The sequence below is a fragment of the Photorhabdus sp. RM96S genome (genome assembly GCF_042879335.1).
Taxonomy (GTDB): Bacteria; Pseudomonadota; Gammaproteobacteria; order Enterobacterales; family Enterobacteriaceae; genus Photorhabdus; species Photorhabdus kayaii.
In genome coordinates, this window is record NZ_JBHFKT010000054.1 from 1 (window position 1) to 19,795 (window position 19,795).

The following is a 19,795-nucleotide window of genomic DNA, read 5'->3' on the forward strand; positions in this document are numbered from 1 at the left end:
CTAATTCGAATTCCTCTTCTATATCCCAACGATTTTGTCGAAAAAGGCTTAGTGGATGATGATCTTCCGTCCCATAACGGTATAAAAGCTCCTTGGCACTTATAACACATTGAACCAATAATCCATTTACCAATGCGGGAAAAACGACTATCTGCTCTTGCTCACTCCACTCTTCTCTATCAGGAAATTGGATAGATTGATTCACGAATGTAACTCCTGTTCCAATGTTAGCAACACAGGTGAAATTTCAGGCAATACACCATGCCATAATTTAAATGAATGAGCAGCTTGCCCCACTAACATCCCCAGCCCATCCGCATAACGAGAAACACCATGCTTCTTGGCAAAGGAAATAAAGGGCGTCAAATTAGCCTGGTAAAACATATCATAACAAACACAATTCTCATTAAACATGAATGGAGATATAGTAGGAATCTCACCATTAATACCAGATGCAGTCGCATTGATAATGAGATCAAACTCAGGACTATTAAGTGCTTTCATCTCAACAGGCCAAATATTGCCTATTGCCGAAAAATTATTAGCAACCTGTATAGCGCGACTAAACGTGCGGTTTGTAATTGTAATTTTACAACCAAATTCTAATAATGGAAATAAAACACCTCTGGCAGCGCCACCCGCTCCAATGATTAAAATATGTTGCCCTTGAGTAATAAACCCAAGTCGCATCAAATCTGTTAATAACCCTATACCATCCGTGTTATCACCAATCAATTGATTATTATTTAGTAATTTCAAAGTATTAACTGCCCCGCTGAGTCTTGCCCGTTCAGTCAACTCATTTGCCCGAATAAATGCCTGCTCTTTAAATGGCACAGTAATATTGGCTCCTATACCTCCCTGTTTAAGAAATGTATCCAATGCCTCTTGAAATTTACTCATCGGCACCAGAATTTTCCCATAACGATGCTCAATACCTGTCTGTCTAGCAAATAACTGATGGATACGCGGAGATTTACTATGCGCAACAGGATTACCAAAGACAGCAAATTGATCCATATTTATCTCCCCTTATCCTTGACGATAAAGCTCACCAGTTAAAGCATCCCGAATTTCTGAAGGGTTTTTCCGACCTCCAACATCTCCGTTTAATATAGGAAGCTTATCTCCAAACTGTTGTCTAACTTCTTCTGCTGTTCTGCATGGTTCAAGGCCATTCAAATTTGCACTGGTCGACACCAATGGTTTCCCATAAAAAGTACACAACTGTTTCACCAAAGGATGATCACTAACTCTGACAGCCAAGGTGGTGAATTGCCCTGTCAACCACTTAGGTGCACTGAATTTGGCAGGAATCACCCAGGTTACAGACCCTGGCCAACAAGCAAACATAGTTTTTTTTTGCTCTTCTGTCAGAAGCTTATCATCAAGATATGGTTGTAATTGTTCATAATTATCTGCGATAAGAATCAACCCTTTCTGCCAAGGACGCTTTTTTAATATAAGCAGTTCATTTACTGCTTTTTCACTATCAGGATCACATCCAAGTCCAAAAACAGCTTCAGTCGGATAGGCAATCACTTTTTCTGCTTTTAATGCAGTTAATACATTCTCAAATGCAGGTGATGCTTCATTGCTCATTTTATTACTCTGCTTAATTTATTTGCCGTTTTCCACACAACTTACTGGCACAAAATAACTTTATACCTTGTGATGTACGTTTTTCAACCAACAACGAATAAGAACAAAACTCACATTTCCCCGCAATTGGCTTATTATTTAATACAAACTGGCAATTAGGGTAACGGTTACACGCATGGAAAATTTTTCCGAAACGTGATTTCCTTTGGAGTAGTTGTCCTTGTTTACATTGCGGACAGGATATTAACGTCTCATCCGGTTTATCAATTAGTTCTGTATGTTCGCATTCAGGATAACGACTACAACCAATGAACATTCCATAACGTCCTTGGCACAAAATCAAATTGACTCCACACGAGGGACATAGCTGCCCTTCAAGTTCTTTTACCACATGACCATCACTTTGCCCTTTTAATGGACGAATATATTGACATGATGGATAACCAGAACATCCAAGAAATGGGCCATGGATACCATTACGCATAACCAACACAGAACCACATTCAGGGCAATATTTAGTTTCATCAGTGGAGAAAGGAACCATTTTTGCCATACTATTTTCACTCAAAAATTCATTCTCATATGACGTTGAACAGAACTCTGGAAATTCAGTTAATTTAACTCACACGCACATAACCACCAGCAACCACAGTCACCTTACCCAGTAATTCCAGCTCAAGGAGCTTTGTCATGACCTCAGTTATAGGCAATGAAGAACGCTGGGCAATAATATCAACAGGTGTTACTTCAGCGCCTACGTTAACTAGCACATCAGTAAATGGCAACTCAGTTTGCTCAAACTGCGGTTTTACTTCTTCCTCCGCTCTTTCCATATTCAACCATTGTAATGAACTGTAAACATGTTCCACAATATCCATTGCATTTGTAGCTAAATATGCACCTTGTTTTATTAACCAGTGATTGCCTTCGCTCACTGAACTCCCCAAAAGCCCTGGTAATGCAAATACATCTCTTCCTTGCTCAAGAGCACAGCGAGCAGTAATTAACGAGCCACTATTTTGGCCTGCTTCTACAACAATCACTGCTGAGCTTAATCCACTGATAATCCGATTTCTTTTAGGAAAGTTTTTTGCACGTGGTGGAGTATCCGGAAAAAACTCAGAAACAAGAGCACCATTCTCCTCAATTTGCTTTGCTAATGATCCGTGTCTATGAGGATAAATTTGACCAAGCCCACTACCTAATACAGCTACTGTTTTACCTCCACTATCCAATGCAGCTCGGTGACAAATACCATCAATACCGATAGCTAAACCACTAGCAATAACTAACTCATATCCAACTAGTTCACTTGCAAAAATTCTTCCCCATTTCTCACCATAATAGCTTGCTGTCCTGCTCCCTACCATCGCCACCTGCTTCTTTAAAAGAATATCTGGTTTTCCTGCCACAAAAAGCACAAGCGGAGGGGTATGTATCTGCTTTAATAGAGGTGGATACGAAGGATGAGAATATGTCAATAAATGGTGCTCTGGCTGTTCCAGCCACTTAAGACATGAAGCTAGTAAGATTTTATTTACTTTAGTAAATTGCAGACATTGTGCTGGCGATAATCCACTATCTTTCAACACAGTGAGATAACGACTCCCGGAATATAATAATTTTTCTGCAACATTTGCTGCTCTCTCTGTTGCCAAATGAGAAATCATCTTCATTCGCAACCATACTTCCATAGCTTCCATGTTGTCATCCTAGCTAAGATTGACGGACAAAACTAAACTGCTCAATTAGCAATCGATACTGTCAATCTAAACGGGAAATGTCTAGAATAGACATAGAATACCATTAACATTTTTGATGCAGATCTAAACATATATGTCAGTATTACAAGTATTACATTACCCAGACGAGCGGCTTCGCACTATTGCAACGCCTGTTAAAACAGTTGATGCAGAGATTCGACGTATCATTGATGATATGTTTGAAACTATGTATGCAGAAGAAGGTATCGGTTTGGCAGCAACACAAGTTGATATTCATCAGCGTATTGTTGTTATTGACGTATCAGAAACACGTAATGAGCGTCTCGTTCTGATCAACCCAGAATTACTGGAAAAAAGTGGTGAAACGGGGATCGAAGAGGGCTGTTTGTCTATTCCTGAACAACGAGCACTGGTGCCACGAGCCGAAAAAGTCAAAATCAAAGCCCTAGATTACAATGGCCAACCATTTGAATTACAAGCTGATGGCTTACTCGCAATTTGTATTCAGCATGAGATGGACCACTTAATTGGTAAACTTTTTGTGGATTACTTATCTCCACTGAAACGCCAACGTATACGCCAGAAAGTAGAAAAACTGGATAAACAAAAAGCCCGAACCAAGTAAATTATATTAATACAGGAAATAAACGTGTCTGATTCTTTACGTATTGTTTTTGCCGGAACACCTGATTTTGCAGCACGCCACCTAGAGGCTTTGTTAATGTCTCCGCATGAGGTGGTTGGCGTTCTAACTCAACCAGATAGACCGGCAGGAAGAGGTAAAAAACTGACACCCAGTCCTGTAAAGGTACTGGCGGAAGAACGTAACATCACCGTTTTTCAGCCAGCTACTTTACGCTCAGAAGAAAACCAACAATGGATTCTAAAACAACAACCTGATGTTCTCATCGTTGTTGCCTATGGATTGATCCTTCCCAAGGTTGTTTTAAATATTCCAGAATTAGGTTGCCTAAACGTACATGGTTCCCTACTACCACGTTGGCGAGGTGCAGCCCCCATTCAACGCTCACTTTGGGCCGGTGATACAGAAACAGGCGTAACAATAATGCAAATGGATATAGGTCTTGACACTGGTGACATGCTATATAAAGCAAGCTGCCCTATTACACCTGAGGATACCAGTGCCAGTTTATACGAAAAACTGGCCCATATTGGGCCAGATGCGTTACTCAAAACATTATCATTAATAACATCAGGTAAAAGTCAACCTGAAACTCAAAACGAAAATTTGGTTACCTACGCTGAAAAACTAAGCAAAGAAGAAGCCCGCATAAATTGGGAACTATCTGCAGCCCACCTTGAACGTTGTATTCGCGCATTTAATCCCTGGCCCATGAGCTTTTTCGAGATGGAAGGGCAACCTATTAAAGTTTGGAAAGCAGAAGCCATTGAAGAACAAACTTCGGTAGAACCAGGAACTGTATTAAAAGCAGACAAAGAAGGTATTTATATTGCTACTGCTGATGGAATTCTGAACATTACACAATTACAACCTGCCGGTAAAAAAGCAATGTCAGCAGCAAATCTACTTAATTCTAAACGTGAATGGTTTACGCCAGGCAATAAAATCAACTGAATACTATTTTATGCTGTAAGCTCTCTCACAAACTTTCTCTTAATGCTGGCTTTTGTTAGCTCTTTTAACTATGAAAAACACATATAATCTGCGAAGTATCACCGCAAAAGCAATCAATCAAGTTCTGGATCAAGGACAGTCTCTCAGTACAGTCTTACCCAAACTGCAACAAAATATAACTAATAAAGACAAACCCTTGTTACAGGAATTATCTTTCGGAGTGTTACGCGTATTACCACAGCTAGAATGGATAATAGGTCAACTAATGGCAAAACCATTAAAAGGTAAACAACGTATTCTTCATTACTTGCTTATGGTTGGGATATACCAACTTGCCTATACTCGTATTCCAGCCCATGCCGCACTTGCTGAAACAGTAAACGGAGCCGTAACTCTGAAGCATTCTCAATTGAAAGGGTTAATTAATGGCGTTCTTCGCCAATTTCAGAGACAACAGCTACAGTTAATGGAATATACACAAAATAATCCTAGCCACCACTTACATCCAGAATGGCTATTAACTCGAATCCAAAAAGCCTATCCACAACAATGGCAACAACTTATTAATGCTAATAATAAGAAACCCCCTATGTGGTTACGAGTTAATCGTATATACCATAGTCGGGATGAATATCTTACTCTTCTTCATAAATCAGGAATTGATGCAGAACCAGCGCCCGAATCACCTTCTGCTATCCGCATAATTTCCCCTTGCCCTGTAACAATATTACCTGGATTTGACAAAGGTTGGGTCACTGTCCAAGATTTATCCGCACAAGAGTGTGTCGAGTTACTAAAACCCATTAATGGAGAGAAAATTCTCGATCTTTGTGCAGCACCAGGAGGGAAAACAACATATATCCTCGAAATAGCACCAGAATCTCAAGTAGTAGCGGTAGATATTGATGAGCAAAGAATCAAACGAGTAAAAGAAAATCTCCAACGCCTTAACTGCCACGCTACAGTAAAAACCGGTGATGGACGCCACCCTGAACATTGGGCAGAGAACCAGCAATTCGACCGCATTCTTTTGGATGCACCGTGTTCAGCAACAGGAGTAATCCGTCGCCATCCTGATATCAAGTGGTTACGCCGCGAGGAAGATATTGCTCAATTAGTTCAATTGCAATCTGAGATTCTTGATGCAATCTGGCCATACTTAAAGAAAAATGGAACACTAGTATATGCAACCTGTTCCATTCTACCAGATGAAAATTACCAGCAAATCATCTCGTTTTTAAAACGCCACTCAGATGCAAAACTCGCGGGAACAGAGACAAGTGATTGTCTGGGAAAACAAATAATACCTGAGTTAAATGGTGGTGATGGTTTCTTTTACGCTCGATTAACTAAACAGTAATATATCTCTACAATTTATAGAGATAATTATTTGTTTGCAATAAGTTAGAAAATACTATGAAAATAATTATTCTTGGTGCTGGTCAAGTTGGCGGTACATTAGCTGAAAATCTGGTAGGTGAAAATAACGATATCACCATAGTCGATACTGATCCCAACCGTCTACACCAACTACAGGATAAATTCGATCTCAGAGTAGTCAATGGTCATGGTTCTTACCCCAGAGTATTAAGAGAAGCTGGTGCTGAAGATGCTGATATGTTAGTTGCTGTAACTAATTCTGACGAAACTAACATGATTGCATGCCAAATTGCTTATTCCTTATTCAACACCCCAAACAAAGTTGCGCGAATACGCGCAGCAGAATATATTCGTGAAGCAGATAAACTTTTTCTGCCTAATGATATTCCTATTGATTATCTTATTTCACCAGAACAACTTGTCATAGATTATATTTATAAACTAATTCAATATCCTGGTGCCTTACAAGTCGTTAACTTTGCCGAAGGCCGAGTAAGCATTGTTGCAGTAAAAGCTTATTATGGAGGCTCACTTGTAGGAAATGCACTTTCCTCACTTCGTGAGCACATGCCGCATATTAATACCAGAGTTGCAGCAATATTTCGTCAGGATCGACCAATAAGACCTCAAGGTTCTACAATTATTGAAGCTGATGACGAAGTTTTCTTTGTAGCTGCATCACAACATATTCGTGCTGTAATGAGTGAGCTTCAACGTTTAGAAAAACCCTACAAACGTATTATGATTGTAGGTGGTGGTAATGTGGGAGCTGGTCTTGCACTACGTCTAGAAAAAGATTACAGGGTTAAATTAATTGAACGAAATCAGCAAAGAGCTATAGAACTAGCCGAATTATTACATGATACCATTGTTTTCTATGGGGATGCCTCCGATCAAGAGTTATTAGCTGAAGAACATATAGAACAAGTTGATGTATTTATTGCTCTAACCAACGATGACGAGGCAAATATCATGTCTGCAATGCTTGCCAAACGCATGGGTGCTAAAAAAGCCATGGTTCTCATTCAACGTGGTGCATATGTCGATTTAGTACAAGGTGGTGTCATTGATATTGCAATCTCTCCACAACAAGCGACGATTTCCGCTCTGCTAGGTCATGTTCGCAAAGCAGATATTGTAAGCGTTTCCTCATTACGTCGTGGAGTGGCCGAAGCTATCGAAGCGATTGCTCATGGGGATGAAAATACGTCAAAGGTTGTTGGTCGAACTGTCGGTGATATTAAATTACCACCAGGCACTACAATTAGTGCAATAGCTCGCGGTGACGAAGTCATTATTGCTAGTGATTACAGTGTGATCGAACAAGGAGATCATGTAATTATGTTTATTACAGATAAGAAATTTGTCCCCGAAGTAGAGAAACTATTCCAGCCAAGCCCTTTTTTCCTTTAAAAGCCAAAGAAATCATTATACATCAGTCATATAAGTGCGGGCGGGGATATCAGGCGAAAAGCCCAAAGGACTTTAGGGCTGGCTATTGCGACGTATCCTGACTGAATTGATATCTGCCTGTAAAACAGGCTAATAATGAATACACTATCTCAATGAGCGCTGAATATGTTAAGAGCGACCAAAGTCCGCATCTACCCCACACCCGAACAGGCTAAGTATCTTAACGGTCAGTTTGGTGCGGTCCGTTTTGCGTACAACAAGGCGCTGCACATCAAAAAGCATACTTACAAACGTCACGGCGTGAGTTTAAATCCGCGCAAAGACCTCAAGCCCGCTCCTGGCGGTCGCAAAGAAATCACGCAAGTACGCCTGGCTCAAGGCATATGACGCCATCGCGTTACAGCAGGCGGTGATCAATCTGCATACTGCGTTTGATAATTTCTTCAATCCGAAGTTGCGCGCCCAATTTCCCACGTTCAAACGCAAACAGGGCAAGCAATCCAGCTATCACTGTGTTGGGGTGAAAGTGCTGGAGGGCGCGGTGAAGATCCCGCAATTGTCACCGATAGAAGCGCGTATACACCGAGAAATTGAAGGGGAAGTGAAGAGCATTACGCTATCCCGAACCGCCACGGGAAAATATTTCGCCGCTATCCTGTGTGACGATAGTAAGGATGCGCCAGAAAAGCCGGACGTTATCACCCGCGTAACAGGATGTGATATGGGGTTATCCCACTATCTTATCGAGTCGATCGGGGAGAAGGTCAATAACCGGCGTCACCTTATCAACGCCACCCGTGACCTGCGTCGAAAGCAGCAATCGCTGTCCCGTAAACAACAGGGCAGCGCTAACCGCGGTAAGGCCCGATTACGTCTGGCGGCAGTCCATGAGCGGGTAGCCCATGCCCGCTCCGATTTTCAACACAAACTCTCTCGAACAATGGTTGACGAAAACCAAGCGGTCATTGTTGAGACGCTGAAATCGGCCAACATGATGAAGGATCACCACCTTGCCCGCGCTATCGGGGATGCGGGCTGGCATGGCTTCCTCATGAAACTGGAATACAAAGCCGCGGCGGGCGTCCATCTGGTCAAACTGGATCAGTGGTTCGCCAGCTCGAAAACCTGCCATTGCTGCGGTTACAAAGTGCCGGAAATGCCGCTGCATAAGCGGATCTGGCAATGCCCGGTTTGTCATGTCGAACATGACCGAGATATCAATGCGGCGATCAACATCCAGCGCAAGGGCATAACCCGTCATTCCGCACCGTATTTCTGATTTAAAAATAATGTGATCTTACACAGGTTTTTTGTATTGATGACATCGGTGGGGTTGACGGTAATCGCCAATTTTGATCTATTACTTTTATTTGCCGGAAAGCGAATATGTCCACACCCATACCTGCCATTAAACGTCTCGATCATCTTGGCCTTATCGCCGCTTTTTGTCATGAAGCCGGTTTACCCCGCATGATTGATGCCATTATCCCAAAATATTCATCGCATACCGTCTCTCACGGCGACGCTTTTCTGGCGATGATCCTTAACGGGCTGGGGTTTCACAGCCGGACATTGCACATGTTTTCCGGCTTTTTTCAACATAAGCCGATTGCGCGTTTAATTGGCGCTGACATTGAAGCTGAACACCTTAATGATGATGTGCTCGGCCGAACACTGGATGCCTTATATGAAGCGGGGGTGTCGGAAGTTTATCAGGTGCTTGCTGAGCAAGTGGTTGATAAATTAGGGTTAAATCCCGATTCCGTTCATTTGGATATCACGAGTTTTCATGTCGATGGTGACTATGACAGCGCGTTGGGAGATGACACAAAACGCATTGCACTGGTGCCGGGTTATAGCCGGGATCACCGGCCCGAACTGAACCAGGTTGTCCTTGAACTGATTTGCGAAAATCAGGCAGGTATCCCTGTCTACATGCAGGCTATGAGCGGGAATACGAATGATGCCAAAGCCTTTGCCCAGACGATCAAAACCCATATTCAATGTCTGAAAGCGGCACAAAACAGCCGCGACTTTGTGGCCGATGCCGCCCTTTATACTGAAGCCGCGATCGCTTCGCTTCATCAGCAAAAACAACGATTTATTACGCGTGTTCCCCTGACGATCAAGGAAGCTAAACAGTCTCTCCTGAACGTGACAGCGGAGCAATTCAGCCCCATCAGTGAGGGCTATTCAGGCTGCTGGGTGACGTCATCGTATGGCGGCGTTCCTCAGCGTTGGTTACTGGTGAACAGTACGGCGGCAGAAAAACGTGAAAACCAGACTTTCCGGAAAAACACACTCAGGGAAACAGAAAACGAGTCTAAACAGTTCGACAAACTGGGCAAAAAGCCCTTTGCCTGCCGGGAGGATGCCTTACAGGCACTGCATGATTTTGAGTCTCAATGCCAGTTTATCGGCATCGCCTCGCCGGAAATTCAGGCGATTACCGTCTATGCGGGGCGCGGGAAACCCGGCAAGCATCAACACCCCAAATCGGTTCATTATCAATTAGCCGGTCAGGCTTATACCCGGTTAGACAATGTGAAGCAGGCCAGATTGCGGGTCGGGAGGTTTATTTTAGCGACCAATGAACGGGATGAAGGACAGCTTGATATGGCGGCGTTACTGGCTAATTATAAGGCACAACAAAAGGTAGAGCGGGGTTTTCGCTTCCTGAAAAGTCCGGAATTCCTGACGTCTGCCATTTTCCTGAAAAAACCGGAGCGGATAGAAGCGCTGTTAATGGTGATGACATGTTGTCTCATGGTTTATGCGGCGCTGGAGCATAAAATTCGCCACGAATTGAAACAAAGTGTGCCGTTTTTCCCCGATATGAAGAACAAACCGACACAATCCCCCACCGCACGTTGGGTGTTTCTGGCCTTTGAAGGGATCAGCACCTTTGAATTTCAAGAACATAAAATGGTGACAGGAATGCAATCTTACCACCATGAGCTTTTGAATTTATTAGGCGCACAATATAAAGCGGTTTATTCCTGAATTAGGTGCGGAATGAAGGATAACAGCATTACAGGCGGCGGGACTCGTCGTTTCTGCCCATGGAGGCCAGCTTCAATCCGTCATAAAGACGGTGGCGGCCTGAGAAGTGGGAAGCCTCGCCGCTTTTTACGGCGGGGAGCAGTCACAAGAGTGTCATGAAGCTTTTAAATCAGTTTATGAATTTACTATGAAAGGTAATTTTGACAATTTAGCTGCTGACGTCAGCATCGATATGATTTTAAAAGAACACCGTACCATCATTCACTATTTTTCTACACAATGAAACTAATACACAGATCATTTAGTAAAAGGAAATTGAAGTTATATCAGATACTCCCAATTACCGAAACAAAATTATTATTAGAAATTCGTAGCTTACTGAAAAGTAGGAAATAGACCTATTAAACTAAAAGACCAGTAGTAAAGAATCTAATGACCCCTTACCACTGGTCTCCCAGCGACTTGCTTTGCTATGTTTTTCTTTCCTCTGGTAACTTCCTTTTCCTTTTTTATTTTTTTCAACTCGTTGTTTAAATAGTGGATCACGTAATAGAGCTTCTAGAGCATTATCCTTTATTACACCTTTCTTATGGTGATATATAATCATCATATACCTCTATCATATTAATTTATCTACAAACGTAGCGATTGTATTCTCTGAATTTTCAATAATAAAGAAAAATTACTTATTTCTTATTTAAAGCACCTTGTTCTAAAGTTTCAAGAATAGAACAATAAATACTTATATGAGAACTACCACAGCAAGCATCACTTAACATCTTAAGTGAATCACGCATTTTTCGCATTTCAAGAAGTTTTTCCTCCACTTCCATTAACCTAGAATCTACAATTTGCTTTGACTCTTCACAAGTATGATGGGCTGGATCTACACGAATAGACAATAATTCTGTAATAGCTTCCAATGTAAACCCCAATTGCTTAGCATAGCGTATAAACCGAAGGCGCTGTAAATCTTGCTCTGTATAAAGTCTATACCCTCCTTCAGTACGGTTCTGATGTTCCATCATTCCTTGTTTTTCATAGAAGCGCACAGTATCAGGAGTTACATTCGCTAATTTAGCCAGTTGACCAATACGATACATCTTTATATCTCCTACAATAGATAACATTGTTCAAGATATCAGCATAGCAGGATGAAAAAAATAAGTTAGAGATTCATATATGCAAGCGTAAAAAAACCGGGATAAACCCGGTTCTTTTATATGCCCCTACAGATTACTCCGTAGTCGCAACTTCTGTTTGAGCTTCAGTAGCACGGTCAACAAGCTCGATGTATGCCATCGGAGCATTGTCACCAGCACGGAAGCCACACTTAAGAATACGAGTGTAACCACCTGCGCGGCTCGCAAAACGCGGGCCCAGCTCATTAAACAGTTTTGCCACGATTTCGTTATCACGAGTACGGGCGAATGCCAGACGACGATTAGCTACGCTGTCGATCTTGGCAAGAGTAATCAGCGGCTCAACGACACGACGCAGTTCTTTCGCTTTAGGCAGAGTCGTCTTGATGATTTCATGACGGACCAAAGAACCTGCCATATTGCGGAACATAGCTTGGCGATGGCTGCTGTTGCGGTTCAATTGACGACCACTCTTACGATGGCGCATGACCTTATCCTTCTCAGTAAAACCTTAACCTGTGATCTAGTTATTCATCAGCAATACTTGCTGGTGGCCAGTTTTCTAAGCGCATGCCCAGAGATAAGCCACGTGAAGCCAGTACGTCTTTGATCTCTGTAAGAGATTTTTTACCCAGGTTAGGTGTCTTAAGCAACTCAACCTCGGTACGCTGTACCAAATCACCGATGTAGTGGATAGCTTCTGCCTTAAGACAGTTAGCAGAGCGGACAGTCAATTCCAGATCGTCAACAGGGCGCAGCAGGATCGGATCAAACTCTGGCTTCTCCTCTTTTACTTCTGGCTGACGTACATCACGTAAATCAACAAAAGCTTCCAGCTGTTCAGCCAAAATAGTAGCTGCACGGCGAATCGCCTCTTCAGGATCGATTGTACCGTTAGTTTCCATCTCGATAACCAACTTGTCCAAATCGGTACGTTGTTCTACACGCGCTGCTTCAACATTGTAGGCAATACGCTCTACTGGGCTATAACAAGCGTCTACTAACAAACGACCAATAGGGCGCTCATCTTCTTCCGAATGAATCCGGGCAGAAGCCGGCACATAACCTCGACCACGCTGAACTTTAATGCGCATGCTTATAGAAGCAGTTTCGTCAGTCAGGTGGCAAATTACATGTTGCGGCTTGACGATTTCGACATCTCCATCGTGGATAATGTCGGCTGCAGTCACAGGGCCAATGCCAGACTTATTCAAGGTAAGAATAACTTCATCTTTTCCCTGAACTCTTACCGCCAGCCCTTTCAGGTTGAGGAGAATCTCCAGGATATCTTCCTGTACACCTTCTTTGGTGCTGTACTCATGCAGTACACCATCAATCTCAACCTCAGTCACCGCACAACCCGGCATAGACGAAAGCAGAATACGGCGCAGTGCGTTACCAAGAGTATGGCCAAAGCCACGCTCTAATGGCTCAAGGGTCACCTTGGCGTGCGTCGAACTGACTTGCTCGATATCAACCAGGCGCGGTTTTAGAAACTCTGTCACAGAACCCTGCATTGTGTCCTCTCTTTGGTGCTAAGCTTTACTTAGAGTAAAGCTCGACGATCAGGTGTTCGTTGATGTCAGCAGACAGATCGGCACGTTCTGGAATACGTTTGAACACACCTTCCATCTTCACAGCATCAACCTCCAACCAAGTTGGTTTCTCACGCTGCTCAGCCAGCTCTAAAGCCGCCTTGATACGAGACTGCTTTTTCGATTTTTCGCGAACGCTGACTACGTCATTCGGGGATACCTGATAAGAAGCGATGTTAACAACGCGGCCATTTACCATGATAGCCTTATGGCTTACCATTTGGCGTGATTCAGCACGAGTCGCCCCGAAACCCATACGGTAAACAACGTTGTCCAGACGACCTTCCAGCAAACTCAGCAGGTTTTCACCTGTGTTGCCTTTCAGACGAGTTGCTTCTTTATAATAGTTACGGAATTGACGTTCTAGAACACCGTAAATACGACGAACTTTTTGTTTCTCACGTAACTGCACACCGTAGTCAGACAGACGCGGTTTACGTGCGCCATGCTGCCCAGGTGCTTGTTCTAATTTACACTTGGTGTCAATCGCGCGAACGCCAGACTTCAGGAATAGATCTGTACCCTCGCGACGGCTCAGCTTGAGCTTAGGACCCAAATATCTTGCCATTTTCTTTCTCCAATCGAACCTAAAAAAGTAAACGCTATTAAACGCGACGTTTTTTAGGTGGACGACAACCGTTATGAGGGATCGGAGTCACATCAGTAATGTTAGTAATGCGGAAACCTGCCGCATTTAACGCTCGAATAGTTGACTCGCGGCCAGGACCAGGTCCTTTAACCATAACTTCCAGGTTCTTAATTCCGTATTCTTTCACTGCTTCAGCACAGCGCTCTGCTGCAACCTGAGCTGCAAACGGAGTAGATTTACGAGAACCACGGAAACCGGAACCACCAGCAGTTGCCCAACCCAAGGCATTACCCTGGCGGTCAGTAATGGTCACGATGGTGTTGTTGAAAGAAGCATGGATATGAGCCACACCGTCAGAGACTTGCTTTCTTACACGCTTACGTGCACGAATAGGTGCTTTTGCCATTATACAATACCCCGATTATTTCTTGATCGGCTTACGTGGACCCTTACGGGTACGTGCGTTGGTCTTAGTACGCTGGCCACGAACAGGTAGACCACGACGGTGACGTAAACCACGATAAGTACCAAGATCCATCAGACGTTTGATGCTCAGGGTTACTTCACGACGCAAATCGCCTTCTACAACGTATTTGGCAACTTCGTCACGCAGCTTATCAATTTGCTCTTCAGACAGCTCGCTGATCTTAACATGTTCAGCAATACCCGCCGCAGCACAAATGGCTTGGGAGCGAGTTTTACCAATTCCGTAGATCGATGTTAAAGCGATTACGGTATGCTTCTGATCAGGAATGTTAATGCCTGCTATACGGGCCACTATGCACTCCTAAATTATTTATTTACCGCAACACCATTCTGAAAAGCCCGTTTTCAGGATACTCAAATAGTGTTGCTGTGATATAAAAAAGATTGGCTGGCTAATTTAGCCAGCTCAAACCGACTTTGCAAGAAAAATATGCTATTTTATTAGCCTTGGCGTTGTTTATGCTTAGGCTCTGCACTACAAATCACGCGAACGATACCGTTACGCTTAACGATTTTACAGTTACGACATAATTTCTTGACGGAAGCACGAACTTTCATTTTTACTCTCCGTAACTTCTCAAGCAAACCAATTAACGGTTATAACCTTTAAGATTTGCCTTCTTCAATGCAGACTCATACTGACTTGACATCATCAGAGTTTGCACTTGAGCCATAAAGTCCATGATGACTACAACTACAATAAGTAGCGAAGTACCGCCAAAATAAAATGGCACCTTCATCGCATCACGCATGAACTCCGGGATTAAGCAGATAAAAGTAATATACATCGCACCAACTAAAGTTAGGCGTGTCATTACCTTATCAATGTACTTGGCTGTTTGCTCTCCCGGACGAATTCCTGGTACAAATGCACCGGACTTCTTCAGGTTATCTGCTGTTTCTCTCGGGTTGAAAACCAACGCAGTATAGAAAAAACAGAAGAAGATGATTGCAGACGCGTAGAGTAACACATAAAGCGGTTGCCCAGGCTGCAAGTACATTGAAATAGTAGTCAGCCAGTTCCAACCGGTTCCTCCCCCAAACCAGGAAGCTATGGTACCAGGGAACAGAATAATGCTGGAAGCAAAAATTGCAGGGATAACCCCAGCCATATTCACTTTCAACGGTAAATGTGTGCTCTGTGCAGCATAAACTCGGCGACCCTGTTGACGTTTTGCATAGTTAACAACGATACGTCGTTGGCCACGCTCCATGAAAACAACGAAGAAAGTTACTGCAAACACTAACACTGCAACCAACAGCAACAGGAGGAAGTGCAGATCGCCTTGCCGAGCTTGCTCAATGGTATGGCCAATGGCCGGCGGCAAACCCGCAACAATACCAGCAAAGATTATGATGGAGATACCGTTTCCAATACCACGCTCAGTAATCTGCTCACCCAACCACATTAGGAACATAGTCCCAGTAACTAGGCTCACAACAGCCGTGAAGTAGAAAGCAAACCCTGGATTGATCACCAGCCCTTGCATTCCTGGCATATTCGGCAAACCAGTAGCAATACCGATTGACTGGAATATAGCCAGCACTAAAGTACCATAGCGAGTATACTGGCTAATCTTACGACGACCAGCTTCTCCTTCCTTCTTAATCTCTGCCAACGTTGGATGAACCACCGTCAACAACTGAATAATAATAGACGCAGAAATATACGGCATTATCCCCAGTGCAAAGATAGAAGCACGACTTAAAGCACCACCAGAGAACATGTTAAACATTTCAATGATGGTGCCCCTTTGCTGTTCGAGCAATTTGGCAAGCACAGTGGCATCAATACCAGGGATAGGAATAAAAGAACCAATGCGGAAAACAATTAACGCGCCAATAACAAACAACAGCCTACGTTTCAGCTCGCCTAGTCCACCTTTAGCACTTTGGAAATCTAATCCTGGTTGTTTAGCCATCTGTTACTTATTCCTCAATTTTACCGCCAGCAGCTTCAATTGCAGCACGAGCGCCCTTAGTAACACGAAGGCCACGCACAGTTACTGCATGATTGATTTCGCCAGAAAGAATAACTTTCGCAAATTCAATTTGAGTGCCAACAATGTTAGCTGCTTTCAATGCGTTCAGATCGATGATATCGCCTTCAACGGCAGCAAAATCAGACAAACGAACTTCTGCTGTAACCATCGCCTTACGTGAAGTAAAGCCAAATTTTGGCAAACGGCGGTACAAAGGCATCTGACCACCTTCAAAACCGCGACGTACGCCACCACCAGAACGAGACTTCTGACCCTTGTGACCACGGCCACCGGTTTTACCCAGGCCAGAACCAATACCACGACCTACACGTTTAGGCGCATGCTTGGAACCATCAGCCGGAGACAGAGTATTTAAGCGCATCTGTTACTCCTCAACTTTAACCATATAGGAAACCAAGTTGATCATACCACGTATAGCAGGAGTATCTTCACGCTCTACTGTATGACCGATACGGCGCAGACCTAAACCAACCAAAGTTGCCTTATGTTTAGGCAGACGGCCAATTGAACTGCGAATCTGTGTTACTTTAATAGTCTTAGCCATGGCCATTACCCCAGAATTTCTTCGACGGATTTACCACGCTTAGCTGCGACCATTTCTGGAGACTTCATGCTGTCTAAAGCATCCAGAGTTGCACGAACCACATTAATAGGGTTGGTGGAACCATAGGTTTTAGCCAGTACGTTACGAACACCAGCCACCTCCAAAACAGCACGCATAGCACCGCCTGCGATGATACCAGTACCTTCGTGAGCAGGCTGCATGAACACACGGGAACCAGTGTGTGCACCTTTTACTGGGTGATATAAAGTGCCGCTGTTCAATGCGACGGTTTTCATATTGCGACGGGCTTTTTCCATCGCTTTCTGGATTGCTGCCGGAACTTCGCGTGCTTTGCCGTAGCCAAAACCAACGCGACCATTACCATCACCTACAACAGTCAGTGCGGTAAAGCTGAAAATCCGGCCACCTTTTACGGTTTTAGATACGCGATTTACCGCAATCAGCTTTTCCTGCAGTTCGCCAGCTTGTTTTTCGATGTGAGCCATCTTACACCTCTACCTTAGAACTGAAGGCCAGCTTCACGGGCAGCATCTGCCAGTGCCTGGACTCGACCATGATATTGGAAACCAGAGCGGTCAAAGGATACATCTTTAATACCTTTTTCCAATGCACGTTCAGCAATTGCTTTGCCAACTGCTGCGGCTGCTTCTTTATTTCCAGTGTATTTCAGTTGTTCATTGATAGCTTTTTCTGTAGTAGAAGCTGCCACCAAAGTTTCAGAACCGTTTGGTGCGATAACCTGCGCATAAATATGGCGAGGGGTACGATGTACCACCAGGCGAGTTGCACCCAGTTCCTGGAGCTTGCGGCGTGCGCGGGTCGCACGACGGATACGAGCTGCTTTCTTATCCATAGTGTTACCTTACTTCTTCTTAGCCTCTTTGATACGCACGACTTCGTCGGCGTAACGAACACCTTTACCTTTATAAGGCTCAGGACGACGATAGGCACGCAGTTCTGCCGCAACCTGACCGATTACCTGTTTATCAGCACCCTTTAGTACGATTTCAGTTTGTGACGGACATTCTGCAGTAATGCCTGCTGGCAGTTCGTGGTCAACTGGATGTGAGAAGCCCAGAGACATGTTGATAACATTGCCTTTGACTGCTGCACGATAACCAACACCTACCAGTTGAAGCTTCTTAGTGAAGCCTTCGGTAACACCGATAACCATAGCATTCAGCAAAGAACGAGTTGTACCCGCCTGTGCCCAACCATCAACATAACCATCGCGTGGAGCGAAGGTCAGTTGATTATCTGCATGCTTAACTTCAACTGCGCTGTGGATTGTACGACTCAACTCGCCGTTTTTACCCTTAATCGAAATAACCTGACCGTCGAGTTTTACCTCTACGTCGGTAGGAATAACGACGGGTGCTTTTGCAACACGAGACATTCTTTCCTCCCGAATTAAGCTACGTAGCAGAGAATCTCGCCACCAAGACCAGCTTGGCGAGCTGCACGATCAGTCATTACACCTTTAGAGGTAGAAACAACAGCGATACCCAAACCAGCCATAACTTGTGGCAGCTCATCTTTTTTCTTATAGATGCGCAGACTTGGTCGGCTTACACGCTGAATACTTTCTACAACAGCCTTGCCCTGGAAGTATTTCAGTACTAATTCCAGCTCTGGCTTGGTGTCGCCTTCAATTTTATAATCTTCAATATAACCTTCTTCCTTCAGCACGTTGGCAATTGCCACTTTCAGCTTGGAGGAAGGCATGGTGACCGCAACTTTATTCGCGGCCTGACCGTTACGGATACGGGTCAGCATATCCGCGATGGGATCTTGCATGCTCATCTGTCTTTACTCCCGTGATTCAATTGGTGACAATTACCAGCTAGCCTTTTTAAGGCCCGGAATTTCACCGCGCATGGCGGCTTCACGGACTTTAATACGGCTCAACCCAAACTTCCGCAAAAACGCATGCGGACGACCAGTTTGGCGGCAGCGGTTACGCTGACGAGAAGGGCTGGAATCACGTGGCAGCGTTTGCAGCTTAAGAACAGCATCCCAACGCTCTTCATCAGATGCATTCACATCAGAAATGACAGCTTTCAATTCCACACGTTTAGTGAAGAATTTTTCAGCTAATTTCGCACGCTTTACATCACGTGCTTTCATTGATTGCTTAGCCATGAATACCCTGCCTTACTTGCGGAACGGGAAGTTAAAAGCAGCCAACAGTGCGCGGCCTTCATCATCAGATTTCGCAGTTGTGGTGATAGTAATATCCAGACCACGAACACGATCCACTTTATCGTAATCGATTTCAGGGAAGATGATTTGCTCACGTACACCCATGCTGTAATTGCCACGACCATCAAATGACTTAGCAGACAAACCACGGAAGTCACGAATACGAGGTACAGCAATAGAAATCAGGCGCTCAAGAAACTCCCACATACGTTCACCACGCAGGGTCACTTTACAGCCGATTGGATAGCCCTGACGGATTTTGAAGCCTGCAACTGATTTGCGCGCTTTGGTGATCAATGGTTTTTGACCAGAGATTGCTGCCAGATCCGCTGCTGCATTATCCAGCAGTTTCTTATCAGCAATTGCTTCACCAACACCCATGTTCAGGGTGATCTTCTCGACCCGAGGGACTTGCATGACAGAATTGTAGCCAAACTGAGTCATCAGTTTTTGGACTACCTCGTCTTTGTAGTAATCATGCAGTTTCGCCATCG

At 44.0% G+C, this 19,795-nt stretch carries 28 protein-coding genes and 2 pseudogenes; 8 read left to right on the forward strand and 22 right to left on the reverse strand.

The features are described 5' to 3' along the window. The 5 genes from ACGF49_RS22125 to dprA all read right to left on the reverse strand — a co-directional run. Positions 1 to 205 (reverse strand): DUF1488 domain-containing protein (locus tag ACGF49_RS22125; RefSeq protein WP_387492809.1); only part of this gene is annotated, 205 nt, incomplete at its 3' end. Beyond that, the gene (aroE, locus tag ACGF49_RS22130; protein WP_113044344.1) at positions 202 to 1,020 is read right to left on the reverse strand and encodes a shikimate dehydrogenase; all 819 of its coding nucleotides are present in this window, start codon (positions 1,018 to 1,020) and stop codon (positions 202 to 204) included. The genes aroE and ACGF49_RS22125, both read right to left, overlap by 4 nt. Positions 1,021 to 1,032: 12 nt before the next feature. Beyond that, positions 1,033 to 1,602 (reverse strand): L-threonylcarbamoyladenylate synthase type 1 TsaC, encoded by a 570-nt coding sequence (gene tsaC, locus ACGF49_RS22135; protein ID WP_113044343.1) that lies wholly within the window; start codon positions 1,600 to 1,602, stop codon positions 1,033 to 1,035. 13 nt (positions 1,603 to 1,615) lie between these two features. Then, on the reverse strand, positions 1,616 to 2,155 hold the full coding sequence (locus tag ACGF49_RS22140) for a topoisomerase DNA-binding C4 zinc finger domain-containing protein (protein ID WP_113044342.1): 540 nt from the start codon (positions 2,153 to 2,155) through the stop codon (positions 1,616 to 1,618). 64 nt (positions 2,156 to 2,219) lie between these two features. Further along, complete coding sequence (gene dprA, locus ACGF49_RS22145) at positions 2,220 to 3,305, reverse strand: DNA-protecting protein DprA (RefSeq protein WP_113044341.1); 1,086 nt, start codon at positions 3,303 to 3,305, stop codon at positions 2,220 to 2,222. Positions 3,306 to 3,438: 133 nt separating this feature from the next. Here dprA and def point away from each other — a divergent pair, with 133 nt between their 5' ends. The 8 genes and pseudogenes from def (at position 3,439) to ACGF49_RS22185 (ending at position 11,002) form a co-directional block, all read left to right on the forward strand. After that, entirely contained in the window at positions 3,439 to 3,951 is a 513-nt protein-coding gene (gene def / locus ACGF49_RS22150; protein WP_113044340.1) for a peptide deformylase, read from the forward strand. A gap of 24 nt (positions 3,952 to 3,975) precedes the next feature. Next, positions 3,976 to 4,923 carry a methionyl-tRNA formyltransferase gene (fmt, locus tag ACGF49_RS22155; protein ID WP_113044339.1) on the forward strand — a complete coding sequence of 316 codons (948 nt, stop codon included), beginning with the start codon at positions 3,976 to 3,978 and terminating at the stop codon, positions 4,921 to 4,923. 70 nt (positions 4,924 to 4,993) lie between these two features. Continuing rightward, positions 4,994 to 6,283, forward strand: a complete 1,290-nt coding sequence (rsmB, locus tag ACGF49_RS22160) for a 16S rRNA (cytosine(967)-C(5))-methyltransferase RsmB (protein ID WP_113044338.1) — start codon at positions 4,994 to 4,996, stop codon at positions 6,281 to 6,283. Positions 6,284 to 6,339: 56 nt separating this feature from the next. Further along, entirely contained in the window at positions 6,340 to 7,716 is a 1,377-nt protein-coding gene (gene trkA / locus ACGF49_RS22165; RefSeq protein WP_113044337.1) for a Trk system potassium transporter TrkA, read from the forward strand. A 165-nt stretch (positions 7,717 to 7,881) separates the two neighbouring features. Beyond that, positions 7,882 to 8,995: pseudogene (locus tag ACGF49_RS22170) on the forward strand (RNA-guided endonuclease InsQ/TnpB family protein). 107 nt (positions 8,996 to 9,102) lie between these two features. After that, complete coding sequence (locus ACGF49_RS22175; RefSeq protein WP_271859743.1) at positions 9,103 to 10,719, forward strand: IS1634-like element ISPlu4 family transposase; 1,617 nt, start codon at positions 9,103 to 9,105, stop codon at positions 10,717 to 10,719. Positions 10,720 to 10,738: 19 nt separating this feature from the next. After that, positions 10,739 to 10,822, forward strand: a pseudogene (locus ACGF49_RS22180) (transposase); the annotation flags it as partial. Between the two features lie 3 nt (positions 10,823 to 10,825). Continuing rightward, a complete protein-coding gene (locus ACGF49_RS22185) occupies positions 10,826 to 11,002 on the forward strand; it encodes a hypothetical protein (protein ID WP_158536620.1) in 177 nt (58 codons plus the stop codon). Between the two features lie 123 nt (positions 11,003 to 11,125). Here the strand turns inward: ACGF49_RS22185 and ACGF49_RS22190 are convergent, their stop codons facing one another. The 17 genes from ACGF49_RS22190 to rplE all read right to left on the reverse strand — a co-directional run bounded on the left by ACGF49_RS22190 (position 11,126) and on the right by rplE (position 19,793). Continuing rightward, positions 11,126 to 11,326, reverse strand: coding sequence for an alternative ribosome-rescue factor A (locus tag ACGF49_RS22190; RefSeq protein WP_113044162.1), 201 nt, complete (start codon positions 11,324 to 11,326; stop codon positions 11,126 to 11,128). A gap of 79 nt (positions 11,327 to 11,405) precedes the next feature. Continuing rightward, positions 11,406 to 11,822, reverse strand: coding sequence for a Zn(2+)-responsive transcriptional regulator (zntR, locus tag ACGF49_RS22195; RefSeq protein WP_011148770.1), 417 nt, complete (start codon positions 11,820 to 11,822; stop codon positions 11,406 to 11,408). Between the two features lie 133 nt (positions 11,823 to 11,955). Then, a complete protein-coding gene (gene rplQ, locus ACGF49_RS22200) occupies positions 11,956 to 12,348 on the reverse strand; it encodes a 50S ribosomal protein L17 (RefSeq protein ID WP_113044163.1) in 393 nt (130 codons plus the stop codon). A gap of 40 nt (positions 12,349 to 12,388) precedes the next feature. Continuing rightward, positions 12,389 to 13,378: a DNA-directed RNA polymerase subunit alpha gene (locus ACGF49_RS22205; protein WP_011148772.1), complete on the reverse strand. Its 990-nt coding sequence runs from the start codon at positions 13,376 to 13,378 to the stop codon at positions 12,389 to 12,391. A gap of 25 nt (positions 13,379 to 13,403) precedes the next feature. Then, positions 13,404 to 14,024: a 30S ribosomal protein S4 gene (rpsD, locus tag ACGF49_RS22210; protein ID WP_011148773.1), complete on the reverse strand. Its 621-nt coding sequence runs from the start codon at positions 14,022 to 14,024 to the stop codon at positions 13,404 to 13,406. A gap of 37 nt (positions 14,025 to 14,061) precedes the next feature. Continuing rightward, positions 14,062 to 14,451 carry a 30S ribosomal protein S11 gene (gene rpsK, locus ACGF49_RS22215; protein ID WP_002919257.1) on the reverse strand — a complete coding sequence of 130 codons (390 nt, stop codon included), beginning with the start codon at positions 14,449 to 14,451 and terminating at the stop codon, positions 14,062 to 14,064. A gap of 15 nt (positions 14,452 to 14,466) precedes the next feature. Then, complete coding sequence (rpsM, locus tag ACGF49_RS22220) at positions 14,467 to 14,823, reverse strand: 30S ribosomal protein S13 (RefSeq protein WP_011148774.1); 357 nt, start codon at positions 14,821 to 14,823, stop codon at positions 14,467 to 14,469. Between the two features lie 149 nt (positions 14,824 to 14,972). Continuing rightward, positions 14,973 to 15,089, reverse strand: coding sequence for a 50S ribosomal protein L36 (rpmJ, locus tag ACGF49_RS22225; protein ID WP_012768118.1), 117 nt, complete (start codon positions 15,087 to 15,089; stop codon positions 14,973 to 14,975). 32 nt (positions 15,090 to 15,121) lie between these two features. Beyond that, positions 15,122 to 16,453, reverse strand: a complete 1,332-nt coding sequence (gene secY / locus ACGF49_RS22230) for a preprotein translocase subunit SecY (RefSeq protein WP_011148775.1) — start codon at positions 16,451 to 16,453, stop codon at positions 15,122 to 15,124. A gap of 7 nt (positions 16,454 to 16,460) precedes the next feature. Then, a complete protein-coding gene (gene rplO, locus ACGF49_RS22235) occupies positions 16,461 to 16,895 on the reverse strand; it encodes a 50S ribosomal protein L15 (RefSeq protein WP_113044164.1) in 435 nt (144 codons plus the stop codon). A 3-nt stretch (positions 16,896 to 16,898) separates the two neighbouring features. Next, positions 16,899 to 17,078: a 50S ribosomal protein L30 gene (gene rpmD, locus ACGF49_RS22240; RefSeq protein WP_011148777.1), complete on the reverse strand. Its 180-nt coding sequence runs from the start codon at positions 17,076 to 17,078 to the stop codon at positions 16,899 to 16,901. Positions 17,079 to 17,083: 5 nt separating this feature from the next. Continuing rightward, entirely contained in the window at positions 17,084 to 17,584 is a 501-nt protein-coding gene (gene rpsE / locus ACGF49_RS22245; RefSeq protein ID WP_011148778.1) for a 30S ribosomal protein S5, read from the reverse strand. Between the two features lie 14 nt (positions 17,585 to 17,598). Continuing rightward, positions 17,599 to 17,952: a 50S ribosomal protein L18 gene (gene rplR, locus ACGF49_RS22250; protein ID WP_011148779.1), complete on the reverse strand. Its 354-nt coding sequence runs from the start codon at positions 17,950 to 17,952 to the stop codon at positions 17,599 to 17,601. 9 nt (positions 17,953 to 17,961) lie between these two features. After that, positions 17,962 to 18,495 (reverse strand): 50S ribosomal protein L6, encoded by a 534-nt coding sequence (gene rplF / locus ACGF49_RS22255; protein ID WP_112879444.1) that lies wholly within the window; start codon positions 18,493 to 18,495, stop codon positions 17,962 to 17,964. A gap of 14 nt (positions 18,496 to 18,509) precedes the next feature. After that, positions 18,510 to 18,902 (reverse strand): 30S ribosomal protein S8, encoded by a 393-nt coding sequence (gene rpsH, locus ACGF49_RS22260; protein ID WP_113044165.1) that lies wholly within the window; start codon positions 18,900 to 18,902, stop codon positions 18,510 to 18,512. Positions 18,903 to 18,935: 33 nt separating this feature from the next. After that, entirely contained in the window at positions 18,936 to 19,241 is a 306-nt protein-coding gene (gene rpsN / locus ACGF49_RS22265; RefSeq protein ID WP_113044166.1) for a 30S ribosomal protein S14, read from the reverse strand. A gap of 12 nt (positions 19,242 to 19,253) precedes the next feature. Beyond that, complete coding sequence (gene rplE, locus ACGF49_RS22270) at positions 19,254 to 19,793, reverse strand: 50S ribosomal protein L5 (protein WP_011148783.1); 540 nt, start codon at positions 19,791 to 19,793, stop codon at positions 19,254 to 19,256. Between the last annotated feature and the right edge of the window lie 2 nt (positions 19,794 to 19,795).

Excerpts from the sequence above, each read along its gene's own strand:
- aroE (WP_113044344.1), bottom strand. The coding sequence starts at position 1,020 with ATGGATCAATTTGCTGTCTTTGGTAATCCTGTTGCGCATAGTAAATCT.
- tsaC (WP_113044343.1), bottom strand. The coding sequence starts at position 1,602 with ATGAGCAATGAAGCATCACCTGCATTTGAGAATGTATTAACTGCATTA.
- rplQ (WP_113044163.1), bottom strand. The coding sequence starts at position 12,348 with ATGCGCCATCGTAAGAGTGGTCGTCAATTGAACCGCAACAGCAGCCAT.
- rpsN (WP_113044166.1), bottom strand. The coding sequence starts at position 19,241 with ATGGCTAAGCAATCAATGAAAGCACGTGATGTAAAGCGTGCGAAATTA.
- ACGF49_RS22175 (WP_271859743.1), top strand. The coding sequence starts at position 9,103 with ATGTCCACACCCATACCTGCCATTAAACGTCTCGATCATCTTGGCCTT.
- ACGF49_RS22190 (WP_113044162.1), bottom strand. The coding sequence starts at position 11,326 with ATGATTATATATCACCATAAGAAAGGTGTAATAAAGGATAATGCTCTA.
- rpmJ (WP_012768118.1), bottom strand. The coding sequence starts at position 15,089 with ATGAAAGTTCGTGCTTCCGTCAAGAAATTATGTCGTAACTGTAAAATC.
- def (WP_113044340.1), top strand. The coding sequence starts at position 3,439 with ATGTCAGTATTACAAGTATTACATTACCCAGACGAGCGGCTTCGCACT.
- rpmD (WP_011148777.1), bottom strand. The coding sequence starts at position 17,078 with ATGGCTAAGACTATTAAAGTAACACAGATTCGCAGTTCAATTGGCCGT.
- rplE (WP_011148783.1), bottom strand. The coding sequence starts at position 19,793 with ATGGCGAAACTGCATGATTACTACAAAGACGAGGTAGTCCAAAAACTG.
- rplO (WP_113044164.1), bottom strand. The coding sequence starts at position 16,895 with ATGCGCTTAAATACTCTGTCTCCGGCTGATGGTTCCAAGCATGCGCCT.
- ACGF49_RS22140 (WP_113044342.1), bottom strand. The coding sequence starts at position 2,155 with ATGGCAAAAATGGTTCCTTTCTCCACTGATGAAACTAAATATTGCCCT.
- zntR (WP_011148770.1), bottom strand. The coding sequence starts at position 11,822 with ATGTATCGTATTGGTCAACTGGCTAAATTAGCGAATGTAACTCCTGAT.
- dprA (WP_113044341.1), bottom strand. The coding sequence starts at position 3,305 with ATGGAAGCTATGGAAGTATGGTTGCGAATGAAGATGATTTCTCATTTG.
- rpsH (WP_113044165.1), bottom strand. The coding sequence starts at position 18,902 with ATGAGCATGCAAGATCCCATCGCGGATATGCTGACCCGTATCCGTAAC.
- ACGF49_RS22205 (WP_011148772.1), bottom strand. The coding sequence starts at position 13,378 with ATGCAGGGTTCTGTGACAGAGTTTCTAAAACCGCGCCTGGTTGATATC.
- secY (WP_011148775.1), bottom strand. The coding sequence starts at position 16,453 with ATGGCTAAACAACCAGGATTAGATTTCCAAAGTGCTAAAGGTGGACTA.
- rpsK (WP_002919257.1), bottom strand. The coding sequence starts at position 14,451 with ATGGCAAAAGCACCTATTCGTGCACGTAAGCGTGTAAGAAAGCAAGTC.
- rpsE (WP_011148778.1), bottom strand. The coding sequence starts at position 17,584 with ATGGCTCACATCGAAAAACAAGCTGGCGAACTGCAGGAAAAGCTGATT.
- rpsD (WP_011148773.1), bottom strand. The coding sequence starts at position 14,024 with ATGGCAAGATATTTGGGTCCTAAGCTCAAGCTGAGCCGTCGCGAGGGT.
- rplF (WP_112879444.1), bottom strand. The coding sequence starts at position 18,495 with ATGTCTCGTGTTGCAAAAGCACCCGTCGTTATTCCTACCGACGTAGAG.
- trkA (WP_113044337.1), top strand. The coding sequence starts at position 6,340 with ATGAAAATAATTATTCTTGGTGCTGGTCAAGTTGGCGGTACATTAGCT.
- rplR (WP_011148779.1), bottom strand. The coding sequence starts at position 17,952 with ATGGATAAGAAAGCAGCTCGTATCCGTCGTGCGACCCGCGCACGCCGC.
- rsmB (WP_113044338.1), top strand. The coding sequence starts at position 4,994 with ATGAAAAACACATATAATCTGCGAAGTATCACCGCAAAAGCAATCAAT.